The following is a 13,175-nucleotide window of genomic DNA, read 5'->3' on the forward strand; positions in this document are numbered from 1 at the left end:
CTTGCTCTTATCATTATGTAAAGTGTACGAAGTGCTGTAAGCCAACGTGATATCCTGCAGACTATTTGGAAAAGGCTGGGTAACCTTCATCAGCTTGGGTAGCAATAAACTTCTTTAAATCACTACCATCTGGTTTCATCGAGTAAATATCTACGCCTTTTCCAAGCATACCGGAAGACCATATGATAAGCTTACCATCTGGTGTAAAAACTGGACTCATATCATCTTTGTGTGACTCACCATTACCTGGTAATACTTGTGGCTTACCATTCGTTAAGTTTTTCAGCCCAGAACCATCAGCCTTGATAATATAAATGTCCATTTGATTATTATTCCTAGAGCCAAAAACTATTTTACTTCCATCAGGTGACCATGAAGGTCTAAAATCATCGAACTTATTATTCGTAAGCCTTTTATGGTTGCTTCCATCAGTATTCATCACGTATATCTCCCAATTTCCATCTCTGATGGACTGAAAGGCAATTTTCTTACCATCAGGGGAGAACGCAGGACTCCTTTCTGATGTGTTACCAATATCAGAAAGTCTGGTTTTCTGCTTAGTCAAAAGGTTGTATTTAAAAATCTGCCAATAGCCACGGTAATTTGTGAAATAAGCTATTTCGCTTCCATCTGGAGACCAACTTGGATCAAGGTTATAGCCTTCTGATTGTGGCAGCAACCTTCTCTTATTACTTCCGTCAGTAGACATCAAGGCAATTCGGTGCCCACCATATTCATAAGTAGTATAGGCAATCGTTTTGCCATCTGGAGAAATTGTCGGTGTATAATCTGGACCGCTATAGGATGTAAGCTTGACTCTCTGTCTCCCATTGATATCACACTTCCAGATATCTACATTTCTTCCTGACTTGGCAGCATACACCATAGTGGCAGACTGTCCATTTACTCTCAAGCTAAGGGTAATCATCAAGATGAATCCCAAGCTGATAAATTCCAGATATGTATTTTTTCTTTTCATTAGTCTTCAATTTGAGGTCCGATTAGTGGGCATCTATTTCTCAGTTTTAATGCGACTCATATCACCCAAGTTGTTCATGAAGACAGGTGCGTAATTATATCCACTAAAAGTCAGTTGCTTCTCTCCTGATCCATCTCGATTGATAATGAATATTTGCTGATTGTCTTTCTTATTTCCCCTTTCAAAAACAATGCTTTCCCCGTTTGGGGCCCAAGATGGCCTGATGTCTAGCAATGGATTATTGGTTAACCTAATCACCTCTTTGGTATCTAGGCTCATTACGCAGATTTCTGGGTTGCCAAATTTATAGGAGTAGTAAACCAGCTGTTTTCCATCAGGAGAAAGTTCGGGGTCCAGATCGTCAGCCGTACCATCCGAAAGGTGCTCTTTGCCAGTACCATCTGGCTTTATTCGCATCAATTGATAACGACCCGTCTCGTTTGCTGAGTAGTATATAAAGCCATCTTTAGCCCAATAGGCAGCTCCTTCTGATGCTGATGAATTGGTAAGGTTTCTTACCTCAGAACCGTCAAGATTCATTATATACAAATCAGACTTGCCACCCCTGCCTGATGTAAATATGATTTCTTTACCTGCAGGAGAATACATGGGAGAGTAGTCAGCAGCCCGACCTTTTGTAAGCTGTGTAGTTTTGCCTGTCTGAAGGTCATAAGACCAAATTTTCCACCATCCTACTCGCTCAGAAGTAAAAACGATATTTCGACCGTCCGGACTCAAGTGAGGGCTGCTATCCTTAGCCGAATGATAGGTCAACTGAACTTGCTTTTCGTTGTAGCGAATGACAAGTTCATCATTCCCTCCTTTCTTTTGCGAAGTGAATATCACAGGATATTCTTGAGCCGATGCGCTTTCAAAAAGTATAAAAGACACTACCATCACAATAAGCTTTTTACAAGCTGGTTTTATCACCCTCATATGATATGAGCTTTTGTAGTCAGTCGGCATTGATGGGCCACAAGCCTAGGGCTTGAAGACCCATCAAATTCAACCATCCATGTTGCTTTTGATTTCTAATTTTCAAGTTTACCACCCTCTTCCGCCAGCAGGTGTCACACCTTTTAATCTGGCGTAGGTTATCACTTTACCATACTCTCTTTCGATATGATCGGTCAGAGATAGAATGGCTTTGAGTCTCGGCATTTTGCTACCAAACCAGTCTACTTCCTGACTCAAATCGCTATCACTTAGATTGGCAATAGCATCGTTGATGTACTTGAAAGAGGCTTCCATAGCTGCCACTACATCTTTTTTATTCGAATCATCGAAAGAAGGCCTATCTACCTTAGGGGCATTCACTGTGGGGCCAAATAGATAATTCGCCCCTATCGTATGACCTACCAAACCGCCAAATGACGCTACCTCTTTTGTTGGTTGAAAAGTAAAGTGTTCAGCAGGCATAGCCTTGGTTGTCGTAAGGAACATATTGGTCATGTTTTGCCAAGCTCCAGCCAAATCTGATTGCTTTATTCCCTGTGCCTTTGTGTTAAGGCTTCCTATTGCTATTAGGCAAAGGACTAAAAAAATTTTGTTGAGTTTTTTCATGATATTTCTTCTGTTACACCATGAACTTACGGCCAGAAAAGTAGCAAGTGATTCTGGATGGGACGATCAGAATAGTTTGGGATGATTGACTACTTGGTGAAGTACAAATCCATGAACTGGGTGATCAAAGGCTTCTGACTTTTGGCCGATCGAAGGTCCTTACCATTCTTCATTGTAAAGCTGAACTCATTACCTGTTAAGTACTGATAAGACTTTACAAATCTTCGATTGACTAGAAAGGACCTATGAATCCGTAAAAACTCCTCCTTGTCCAGAGAATTCTCCATTTGATTCATAGTAGCCCGATAGACATATTGTTGGTCGCTGGTGTGGAGCACAACGTAGTTTCCAGCTGCCTCTAAAAACTGCACATCATCTACTTTGACGTAAAACGCTCTGCCCTTGTCTTTCAGTTTGAAGGTCTTGAGGACCTCATCATGCTGTGCAACTGAATCAATAAGGTTTTGGACATGCTTGTTATAAACCGAAGTTCTTTCAAGTTTCAGTTGATCCTTTGCCCTGATAACTGATTCGTCAAACCGCTCTTGCTCAAATGGCTTTAATAGATAATCGAGTGCGTTTACCTGAAAAGCATCCAAGGCAAACTGATCATAGGCTGTGGTGAAAATGATGATAGGAAGCCTTTTGAGGTTGAGCTTACGGAGTACATAGAACCCGTCCTGGCCTGGCATTTGAATATCAAGAAACAGTAGATCAGGCTCTCGCTCTTGGATAACATCAATGGCCTGCTCCGCATTCTTAGCCTCGGCCACCACTTCAATATCATCATGCACCTCCAATAACTTAAGAATGCGTTGACGCGCCAAAAATTCATCATCTACGATAACGGCTTTTATGTTCATAGCTGTTGAAACTTGAGAAAAGGCAAATTCATCTCTACCTTATAGCCGGCTCCTTCTAACTGACCACTTTCCAGTTCAAAATCGTTCTGATAAAACTGAGACAGCCTCTTAAAGACAATACTAAGTCCAATTCCTGATCCAGAATTGTCATTCGAAACTCCTTCGCCATTATCCTGAATTGTAATGACAACACGGTCGTCAGAAACTTTCGCTGATAACTGAATGGCTCCTCCCTCTTGCATATCCTTTATCCCGTGCTTTATGGCGTTCTCAACAATTGGTTGCAAAATCAGGTATGGCAACGTAGCATTCATTGCAGCCTCTTCAATGTCGTAGTGTATTTCAAGTCGATCTTGAAATCTAACATGCTCAATACCGAGGTAGTTTTGAATATACTCGACCTCTTCGGCCAAACTGGCCTCCTGTTTTCTCTCATGATCCAAGGTGCTGCGCATGAGTTGACCTAACCTAGACGTCATCTTTTGTGCATCCTTTGGATTGATGTCAATCAAGGAAGAAATGGAATGCAAAGTATTAAATAAGAAATGGGGATGCAGCTGCATCTTAAGCGCCTTGAGTTGTGCCATATTCAATTCACGCTGCTTTTCTAAGTACTGCCTATAGTATCTTATCGCCACAAAAAGGCCAATTAAAATCCAACACTGAATTAGACTTGTCAATGTACCAGAAAACAGCAGTTGAAGATTTTTCTCGCTTAAGGGGCTGGCCATAAAGCCTGATTTGAAAAAATAAATCCCGTCAAAAGCGATAGTGGATAAAAACCTATGGGCGAATGCCAGAATCAAACTCAAAAGAGTAATAAGGAATAGATTTTTATACCGATCGGTATTTTTTATTAATACGACTTGATAAGATTGCCAATCAATGATTGGAGCAAACAGAATCCAGGCAAAATAATTGGTCACTGCCTTGACCGGTACTGCAAACCAGCTGTATTCATAGTTGAATCCACTGACTACATATGTGGCATAGTCTTCTAGAATCACCAAAGCTGAAATTACCGTTGCTCCCAAAAACAACCATTTCATCCCAATGGATAACTTGTTATATGGATTAATCGATATTTTCAAGATTCATTCACTCGCATTAACCAAACAAAAGTACTAACGTAATTCAATACTAATGTTTCGCAGTTGATTAACGGAACAGAATGTGACCAAACCTAAGAACCATGTTAAGATCTCTCACCATTCTAAGTATTCCACTCCTGTTGTTATCGTGCGGCCAGACCAAGGAACAGACAGATATCTCTGCACTAACTTATCGGGAGTTCTATGACCTTATGTTTGAAGACTATGCTAACCGCATTGAATGGCATGAAGATGACTTCAATCAGGAAGCCAAAGCATTCATAGTACTTAACAACAAAGGCGAGTGTGAATCAGAAAACTGCGGAGAAAAGACCTTTATCAAAAACAAGAGTACCGATCAGACCATCAGAGTTGTAGTAAAAACCGCTTTTTCGATACCTAATACATTACCCTATATAGCCAATCAATTTATCCTCACACCGGGTGAGGAGGTTTATCTGACTTGTACTGAGTTTTGTATAAATGATGAAAGCTACACTTTAGATCAGTCGATAGTAGTAGCCGCCTTTGTTACTGATTAAAGTAGATCGAATTTCTCGATCTCTTTCTTAAGGTCTTCCTTTTCGACTGGCACAACACCGACATGTTCGCAAACCAAACCTCCGCCCAAGTTGGCTAATGCTGCTGTGCGTTTTGCATCAAGTCCTGCAGCTAGGCCGCAAGCCACTATACTAATCACGGTATCACCAGCTCCTGAAACATCGGAGATCTGGCGGATATGTGCCGGAATCAAATGCGTATCTCCATTATCCTTAATGAAAACACCATGTTCAGAAAGGGTCACCATTACCATTTTTGCATCCAATGTTTCTTGTAGGGCCTTGGCACCCGCCTTTACTGACTCCAGATCAGTTGGATCGCAATCAATTTTGAGCCCTTCCCTCAATTCTTTCAAATTGGGTTTAAATAGTGTCGCTCCTTTATAGTCTAGGAAGTTTCTCTTCTTCGGGTCTACTACAGTTGGTATACCCAGCCTATTCGCTTCGGCTATGGTCTCGGAAATGATTGTCTTATTGATAACTCCTTTATCGTAATCTTCAAAGATTACAGCATCGCATTCTGGAAGAAGATTCTTGATATGCGCCAGCAGACTCTTTTGCTCAATGGCTGTAAGTGCTTTGTCAGTTTCATAATCTATTCTCAGTAACTGGTGTGCTCCAGACAGCACTCTTTCTTTAACCGTGGTTTGACGATCCGTACTGACGATTACTCCTTTGCCTGGGATTCCCCTTTCCTTAAGTCTTTTTAAAAAGAACTCGCCATCGATGTCATCACCCACGATAGCGCAGGGTATTGGAGTAGCGCCCAAGGCTTGGACATTCAAAGCCACATTTGCAGCCCCTCCGAGTCGCTTATCTTTATTATTCGCTAAAACCACCGGCACGGGAGCCTCGGGAGAAATTCTGGAAACCCCACCGAAAACATAGGAATCCACCATCACGTCACCGATCACGAGGATTTTCAGTTTACTGAATGCTTCAAAAAGTGAATTAGCGTCTGAAAAAGTCATTTATGAAAGTTTAGCCAGGGCTTTTTTAATTCTCTTGATAGCCTCTCTTAAGTCTTCCTCTGAGGCCGCGTAGGAGAGCCTAATACAATTGGGGTCTCCGAATGCCTCTCCTGTTACCACCGATACATGTGCATGATCCAAGATGTACATGCTCAGATCGCTAGCATTGTTAATAGTCGTTTCTCCGTCAGACTTACCAAAATAGGCACTAATATCAGGGAAGAAGTAGAATGCGCCTTGAGGAATATTCGTTTTAAAACCAGGAATGTCATCTAAAAGATCCTTCACGAAGTTTCTTCTACGAAGGTATTCCTTACTCATTTCATGAGTAGGCCCTAAGTCCGAAGTAAGTGCGGTATATGCTGCACGTTGGGCAATACCACAGTTGGCCGAAGTGAACTGGCCTTGCACTTTGTTACAAGCTTTAGCTAACCAAAGCGGAGCACCAATATAACCAACGCGCCAGCCTGTCATGGCAAAACCTTTGGCCATTCCATTGACCGTAACAGTTCGGTCATTCATACCAGGCAGTGCGCCTATACTGGCGTGTGCACCTGTATAGTTAATATGCTCGTAAATCTCATCCGCAATCACCACAAGGTTTTCATGCTTCAGGATTACCTCTGATAAGGCAAGTAACTCCTCTTTGGTAAATACCGAACCTGTCGGGTTACAGGGCGATGAAAAGATTAATGCTTTTGTTCTTGGTGTAATCGCAGCGGCCAGTTGGTCAGCCGTCACTTTGAAGTCTGAATCGATACTTCCATTTACATATACCGGCACACCACCTGCTAATTCAATCAGGGCTGAATAGCTCACCCAAAACGGTGCGAACACAACCACCTCATCTCCTTCATTGATAAGGGCCTGAAATACATTGGCGATGGATTGCTTGGCTCCATTGGAGATCACAATTTGATCAGCCGCATAGTCCAAGCCGTTCTCTCTTTTGAATTTCTCAGAAATCGCCTGTCTTACATCCAGGTATCCATTCACCGGTGGATAGGCAAAGTATTTACCTTCATCAATCGCATCTTTGGCTCCTTGCTGAATGTGCTTGGGTGTCTTGAAGTCTGGTTCCCCTAAACTCAAACTGATGACATTGATTCCTCTGGCTTTATATTCTCTAGCTTTTGCGGCCATAGCCAAAGTAGCCGACTCCGCCATGTTTTTGATACGATCTGAAAGCATTTCCATATTCGGACTTATTCGTATGTTGTTCTCGTCATAATACTTCTTCCTAAGGTTACCTCATCGGCAAATTCAAGCTCCCCACCGATCGGTATACCCCTTGCAATGGAAGTCACTTTCACTTCAAATTCCTTGAGTTTCTTGGTCAAGTAAAATGCTGTGGTATCACCCTCCATTGTAGGATTTAGTGCCAAAATTACTTCTTCTATTTTTGGCTCACTATCTTTTACCCTTTTTATTAAAGTATCAATATTTAGTTCCTCGGGACCAATCCCTTCAATGGGAGAAATTACACCACCGAGTACATGGTACAGCCCCCTATATTGAGCAGTGTTTTCGATAGCAATCACATCTGGGGTATCCTGAACTACACAAATGGTAGTCAATTCTCTCTTGATGGTTTTACAAGTACAATCGGTCGTATCTGAAATTATGTGACAGGTGCTGCAATATTGCGTGTCTTCTCTCAAGCGATTGAGCGCTTCAGACAAATGACTTGTGGTGATCTTATCTTGTTTCAGAAGATGGAGGACTAACCTTAATGCAGTCTTTTTACCAATGCCTGGCAGTTTAGATATCTCCTCGATTGCGTTTTCGACAAGTTTGGGAGGGAAATTCAAAGTCTTTTCAGCGGATTAAAAGTAAATCACATGACCGTGGCAGTAATGCCAGCATCCAAAATGTTTTCGCACATAGGACGTAATTCTGTGAAGGAACCTGATTTAACAGTGCATTTTCCTTTGTAATGAATGAGAAGAGTACATTGTTCAGCCTGTTCAGCAGAATGATTACAAATCTTAATCAAGGTATTAATTACGTGTTCAAAAGTATTGACATCATCATTGAACACGACCAAATCACAAAGGTCATCATCAACTGCCACTTCCATTAACTCAACCGCCTCTTCTTCCTGGTAATTCAAATGCATCGCTCAGAATTTTGACAAATTTAATAAAATTTAAGCTCAGACGCCACTGCAATACTATTGGTTCCTTTGCTCAATATTCTCCATTCGCTGCATCAATGCTTTAAGTTGCTCTTCTACCGAATGGACCTTCTCTTCGATTTTCTTAGGTGAATTCAAGTGTGTGCTCAACTTCCCTTTGACCAGCCACAACTCCTGAATTGAAGATTCATCAATATTGATCGTTTTGAAACCTGGGTTATCCGCAGCAAGCTCAAATCCCTCCAGTGTTTCTAATCTTCCAACCGCCACTACCTCTTTAGTCACTACCAGAAGTACATTACCAACGTGACTTTCACTTCTGCCACCGATGTCCATCTTCTCACAGAATAGGAAATCCCCATGGTGAATCCCTTGCTGATCCACCACCATATGATCACCCGCCATTTCGAACAACCTCTGTACCCCCTTGCCAGTAAAAGGCAATTCACATTTGGGCAGCGACTCCAGGTAATCTCGTTTCTGATAATTGACAATGTAATTCAACTGTTGGGCCTGAAGTACCAAACTTGCCTTACTGGTTTGCTTAGGGGCAGGAACTCCCTGATGCAGCGCATCTAGTTTTTGGTTCACGAGATTGAAACTGTAGAGATCGTTTACCGTCAATTCCTTAGTCAACAAGACATCAATAGATAAGCCAAAATAATGAGCAATTTCTATCAAAGTCTGAATTTTTGGTTCAGATCTACCCTCTTCATAGGCCCCAACACTAGGTCGGGCCAAATTAAATAATTCGGCAAATTTCGCCTGAGATAGCTTTCTAACAGCTCTAATGCGCTTTATATTCTGACCTACGTATGACATGAAAAAATAATTGCTAATTTTTTGAGCATATCTAAAACTTTTTGCATATTTGTTCCGTAAACATAGAGTAATTAATTCAAAACATAAACGGTCATGATTAAAAATACGCCTTCAAGGCATCAATTCACAAGTTTTAGAGCACCTCCAATTCTGGCAAATCTCTAAACTTAAGATAAGCTTAAATCTTTAAATTTGATGTTATCAGATAACAGACAATAAAATCAACTCAAAAAAATGGATAACTACTTTCAGAAAGTTAAAAACTACATCACAGATCTCGACTATGCCATACTCATGGAAGATGAGGCAGATGGTTTGATGGTCATAGAAAGTGAAGAGGACGGAATTAAAAACCTTGTTTTAGGCATAGAAGAACCTCTACTTATTATAGAGCAATCTCTAGTAAACCTAGCAGATACTTCAGCCGAAACATACCTCCACTTACTTCAGAAAAACAGAGATATCGTACATGGTGCCTTTGTTATTGACGAAAGCGGAAAACGCGTAATCTTCAGGGATACTCTTCAATTAGAAAACCTTGATTTGAACGAACTAGAGGCTTCTTTTAATTCATTAGCCTTATTACTGAGTGAATACTCAGAACAATTAATAGCTGTTGCAGAAAAATAAAAAATATAGATATGAACGTATTCAAGAGAATGTTTAAAATGGGCCAGGCAGAAGCACATTCTGCATTAGACCAATTAGAAAATCCAATAAAATTAACAGAGCAGGGCATCAGAGACCTTAAGAAGGACCTTGACGAAAGCTTAAAAGCTTTGGCTGAAGTAAAGGCCATGGCAATACGCTCTAAAAATGATCTTCAGACTTCTAAAAGCAAGGCTAAAGATTATGAAAACAAAGCCATGTTATTATTGAAGAAGGCTCAGAATGGCGACATCGATGCATCTGAAGCAGACAGACTTGCAAGCGAAGCTTTAGTCAAAAAAGAAGAAGAGCTAGAACACGCGACAAGATCACAAGAAGAAGTAAATCGTTTCGAAACTAACATCGGTCAGCTAGATCAGAATGTTAAAAAGATCAGAGCGACTATCAGTAAGTACGAAAACGAACTGAAAACTTTGAAAGCTCGCGTTAAAGTAAGTCAAGCCACAAAAAAGCTGAATAAGCAGATGGCTCAAATCGACTCATCTAGTACGGTGACTATGCTTGAGCGCATGAAGGATAAGGTTGCACAAGACGAAGCGCTGGCTCAGTCTTATGGAGAAATTGCTAATGAGAGCAAGTCTATCGATGATGAAATCGATAAAGCATTAGAGGGTGGCGAAAGTCAAGCAAAAGCTGCTGACAGCCTAGCTGCCTTAAAAAATAAACTAGGAATGGAGTAATCCATTCTTAGTTCTTCAACCAAAAAATAATCACGGTCATGATTACCCAAAAGTCAAAAAACTCAAGATATGTCAGCCTCGCTATTGGTGTTGTAGTAGCACTTCTATCGGTTTGGCAAGTAAGTGGTAGACCCACCCATTTGAGTAATCGATTAAGAAAAGCAACGAAAAAAGCGATTCTGGTTCCTGCTTTTTATAGCACAGCCATGACGGCTATTTCGTTACACATCAGTCAATATTTTATTTATCAGTGAGATGAGAAGTTTAAGTTTTATGGGAGATATAATTAAAGGCATTTTAGCGATCATACTGATCGTATTTGTCTTCGGGTTCGTATTCAACATTCTTTTTAAAATAGGAATCATACTGTTGATCGGACTAGGGATTCTTTACCTAATTCGTAAAGTGTTTATTGATTAGCATGGGAGTATTTGATTTTCTGAAGAAGAAAAAAGAACCAGCATATGATGTCACCAATCTCAGCGTAGCAGACTTGGATGAAGGTTTTGTATTTGACTACAATCTTAAGAGTTGGGTGGTCAAAGAGGTCTATCAATACGACTGGGGAAAGAACGTCTTTTCAAAAGAATATAAGATTGATGCAGGTGACGAAACTGCATTCCTTAGTGTTTCCAATGATGGCGAGCTTTTTCTCACAGTCACCAAGCCGATAAAAATCCAACAATTGGGAGATGGCCTAAGGGAGCAAATTCGAAAAAATGAAGCGGCACCTGACAAATTGGATTATGAAGGTGTTACTTACTACCTGGATGAAGATTCCGCTGGCTATTTCAATGACATCACTGCCAAAAACCCTGATTGGGAAGAGCTGGTGAGCTATGAATACTTAAATGAGGATGAAACGCTTGTGCTTGGAATTTCTCAGTGGGATGAACGGAATTTTGATGCCTATGCAGGCAAAGTGATCAAGCCATACGAGATTTCGAATATCACACCGGACGAATAGTGGCCTCTTAGAGGTTTTACTTAACTTTAAAACATTAGAGCTGGACGTACTTCCCGTTTTAATCAAGACAAAAGAATTTATGAAATACGCCAAATTAACCATCATCGCCCTGCTACTTATTGCAGTATCGAGCTGTGGTGGTAGTAGAGATAAGTTTGTCAAAAACCCTGTTGATGATATTGTTAGAGACATGCCTACCGAGCGTGTCTTTTCTATTATGCTTTACGACATGAATGTCGAAGGCAACTTCTTTGAAGACTACTATCATAAATACAGAATCATTGAAGAAACCACTCCTGGTCAGCCAGAAGAAAGGATTACCGACTGGTTCGAAGTACCAGAGAGCTATTTCAAGCAACATGTTGATGACATGGGTATGGAGTTGGTCTCTCGCGGTGAGGATGGAAAGCTTGTGAAAGAGGTAAGTCCACCGGGTTATAACAACTATGTCGGCAACGAAAAATATGGCCAATGGGTACAACGAGATGGCGGAAGCTTCTGGGAGTTCTATGGCAAGTTTGCCTTTATGTCTTCCATGTTCAACATGTTTACCTACCCGGTTAGAAGGTCATACTATAATGACTATCGTGGCAACTACTATGGGCGTGGAAGAGCCTACTATGGCCCGACCACTGGCGGAAGCTCTTACTACGGTACCAACAGCAACTATACAAGAACAAGCAGGGCTAACTCCACTTGGAGTAATAACAGGTCATCTTTTAAAAATAGGGTCAATAGCAGAACTTCGAGATCTAGTAGTTCAACCTCAAGAACATCACGTTCCTCATCGAGGTATGGTCGTTCGAGTTCTCGATCTAGAGGCGGAGGATTCGGTAAATAAGCTTCAACCCAGACTAACAACCTTATGCAATACTTAGACGGAATACTTTACTCAGTTTTATATCTAGCCGCTTCCTTTATACTCTTCTATATCGGTAAAGTGGCTTATCAGCTTTTTCACCCAAAGATTAAAGTGAGCGAAGAGCTCGTTGAAAAAGATAATTTTGCCTTTTCAGTAGCCTATGTAGGCTACTTTATTGGTTTAGTCATTGCCCTGGGGGCTGCCGTCTATGGCGAGTCCAATGGCTGGCAAATTGATTTGATGGATATGGGCGTCTATGGCCTGTTGACTATCATATTGATGAATGTTTCACTGATCATCAACGATAAGATTGTCCTGAGCAAATTCAGTGTCAAGAAGGAAATTCTTGAAGATCGCAATGTCGGTACGGGAGTAATCGAAGGTGCTAATGCTGTTGCTACTGGCCTGATTGTTTTGGGTGCTATTCATGGTGAAGGACATGGCTTTGGCGGACCCTTGGTTACAGGAGTGCTTTATTGGGCACTGGGTCAGTTCTTACTGTTCATAACAGTTAAGGTTTACGATGCCATTACACCCTATGACGTACATGCCGAAATTGAGAAGGACAATGTTGCTGTTGGTATTGCCATGGGCGGAGCCATTATTGCTATTGCCAACCTGATCAGGTTTGCTTTGATGCATGACTTCGAAAGCTGGATTATTACTGTTGAAGATGTGGCCATTGATGTAGCCATCGGCTTAGCTTTCTTACCACTGGCAAGACTACTTACTGACAAGATTTTACTTCCAGGCAGGAAACTGACAGATGAGATTGTCAATCAGGAAAAGCCAAATAACGGAGCTGCCCTGATTGAGGCCTTTGCATATATCGGTGGATCGGTTCTGATTACTTGGGCATTATAAAGCCCACCTCTGACTCCTCCATGGAGGAGAATTTCAATGTAGAACTTTCTTACGAAGGCATTCCATGAAAACATCGCATCACTTCGTACAAGCACAACTCCCCTCCTGGGAGGGGATGGGAGTGGGCCATTGAAACGGAGAATTCTT

General features: G+C 41.3%; 17 protein-coding genes. 7 read left to right on the top strand and 10 right to left on the bottom strand.

All coding sequences use genetic code 11. The features are described from left to right. Positions 1-61: 61 nt before the first annotated feature. The 5 genes from BFP97_RS12820 to BFP97_RS12840 form a co-directional block, all read right to left on the bottom strand. Positions 62-979 carry a DUF5050 domain-containing protein gene (locus BFP97_RS12820; RefSeq protein WP_069842802.1) on the bottom strand — a complete coding sequence of 306 codons (918 nt, stop codon included), beginning with the start codon at positions 977-979 and terminating at the stop codon, positions 62-64. A gap of 33 nt (positions 980-1,012) precedes the next feature. Next, positions 1,013-1,915, bottom strand: coding sequence for a DPP IV N-terminal domain-containing protein (locus BFP97_RS12825; RefSeq protein WP_170827463.1), 903 nt, complete (start codon positions 1,913-1,915; stop codon positions 1,013-1,015). 108 nt (positions 1,916-2,023) lie between these two features. Beyond that, positions 2,024-2,542: a DinB family protein gene (locus BFP97_RS12830; protein WP_069842804.1), complete on the bottom strand. Its 519-nt coding sequence runs from the start codon at positions 2,540-2,542 to the stop codon at positions 2,024-2,026. 89 nt (positions 2,543-2,631) lie between these two features. Continuing rightward, a complete protein-coding gene (locus BFP97_RS12835; protein WP_069842805.1) occupies positions 2,632-3,405 on the bottom strand; it encodes a LytR/AlgR family response regulator transcription factor in 774 nt (257 codons plus the stop codon). Next, the gene (locus tag BFP97_RS12840; protein ID WP_139135297.1) at positions 3,402-4,496 is read right to left on the bottom strand and encodes a sensor histidine kinase; all 1,095 of its coding nucleotides are present in this window, start codon (positions 4,494-4,496) and stop codon (positions 3,402-3,404) included. Before BFP97_RS12840 ends, BFP97_RS12835 begins: the two co-directional genes overlap by 4 nt. A gap of 101 nt (positions 4,497-4,597) precedes the next feature. Here BFP97_RS12840 and BFP97_RS12845 point away from each other — a divergent pair, with 101 nt between their 5' ends. After that, positions 4,598-5,038 carry a hypothetical protein gene (locus tag BFP97_RS12845; RefSeq protein WP_139135298.1) on the top strand — a complete coding sequence of 147 codons (441 nt, stop codon included), beginning with the start codon at positions 4,598-4,600 and terminating at the stop codon, positions 5,036-5,038. Here BFP97_RS12845 and BFP97_RS12850 read toward each other — a convergent pair. From BFP97_RS12850 to BFP97_RS12870, 5 genes are read right to left on the bottom strand one after another with little or no spacing between them, the layout of a single operon-like run. After that, positions 5,035-6,027: a bifunctional heptose 7-phosphate kinase/heptose 1-phosphate adenyltransferase gene (locus BFP97_RS12850; protein ID WP_069842808.1), complete on the bottom strand. Its 993-nt coding sequence runs from the start codon at positions 6,025-6,027 to the stop codon at positions 5,035-5,037. The genes BFP97_RS12845 and BFP97_RS12850 overlap by 4 nt on opposite strands. Next, on the bottom strand, positions 6,028-7,224 hold the full coding sequence (locus BFP97_RS12855) for a pyridoxal phosphate-dependent aminotransferase (protein ID WP_069842809.1): 1,197 nt from the start codon (positions 7,222-7,224) through the stop codon (positions 6,028-6,030). It lies immediately after the preceding gene. Positions 7,225-7,232: 8 nt separating this feature from the next. Then, entirely contained in the window at positions 7,233-7,838 is a 606-nt protein-coding gene (gene recR / locus BFP97_RS12860) for a recombination mediator RecR (protein WP_069842810.1), read from the bottom strand. 26 nt (positions 7,839-7,864) lie between these two features. Next, positions 7,865-8,146, bottom strand: a complete 282-nt coding sequence (locus BFP97_RS12865; RefSeq protein ID WP_069842811.1) for an ATP-dependent Clp protease adaptor ClpS — start codon at positions 8,144-8,146, stop codon at positions 7,865-7,867. A gap of 54 nt (positions 8,147-8,200) precedes the next feature. Further along, positions 8,201-8,986 (bottom strand): helix-turn-helix domain-containing protein, encoded by a 786-nt coding sequence (locus tag BFP97_RS12870; RefSeq protein WP_069842812.1) that lies wholly within the window; start codon positions 8,984-8,986, stop codon positions 8,201-8,203. A 234-nt stretch (positions 8,987-9,220) separates the two neighbouring features. Between BFP97_RS12870 and BFP97_RS12875 the strand changes: the two genes are divergently transcribed. From BFP97_RS12875 to BFP97_RS12895, 6 genes are all read left to right on the top strand, one after another. Then, on the top strand, positions 9,221-9,616 hold the full coding sequence (locus BFP97_RS12875) for a YbjN domain-containing protein (RefSeq protein ID WP_069842813.1): 396 nt from the start codon (positions 9,221-9,223) through the stop codon (positions 9,614-9,616). An 11-nt stretch (positions 9,617-9,627) separates the two neighbouring features. Further along, positions 9,628-10,335, top strand: a complete 708-nt coding sequence (locus tag BFP97_RS12880) for a PspA/IM30 family protein (RefSeq protein ID WP_069842814.1) — start codon at positions 9,628-9,630, stop codon at positions 10,333-10,335. 38 nt (positions 10,336-10,373) lie between these two features. Continuing rightward, complete coding sequence (locus BFP97_RS20655) at positions 10,374-10,589, top strand: hypothetical protein (protein ID WP_139135299.1); 216 nt, start codon at positions 10,374-10,376, stop codon at positions 10,587-10,589. 167 nt (positions 10,590-10,756) lie between these two features. Continuing rightward, a complete protein-coding gene (locus BFP97_RS12885) occupies positions 10,757-11,302 on the top strand; it encodes a DUF4178 domain-containing protein (protein ID WP_069842815.1) in 546 nt (181 codons plus the stop codon). A 79-nt stretch (positions 11,303-11,381) separates the two neighbouring features. Beyond that, entirely contained in the window at positions 11,382-12,143 is a 762-nt protein-coding gene (locus BFP97_RS12890) for a hypothetical protein (RefSeq protein ID WP_083262548.1), read from the top strand. Positions 12,144-12,167: 24 nt separating this feature from the next. Beyond that, a complete protein-coding gene (locus BFP97_RS12895) occupies positions 12,168-13,028 on the top strand; it encodes a DUF350 domain-containing protein (protein WP_069842817.1) in 861 nt (286 codons plus the stop codon). Positions 13,029-13,175 lie beyond the last annotated feature (147 nt).

Origin of the sequence: Roseivirga sp. 4D4 (genome assembly GCF_001747095.1) — a bacterium.
Lineage (GTDB): Bacteria > Bacteroidota > Bacteroidia > Cytophagales > Cyclobacteriaceae > Roseivirga.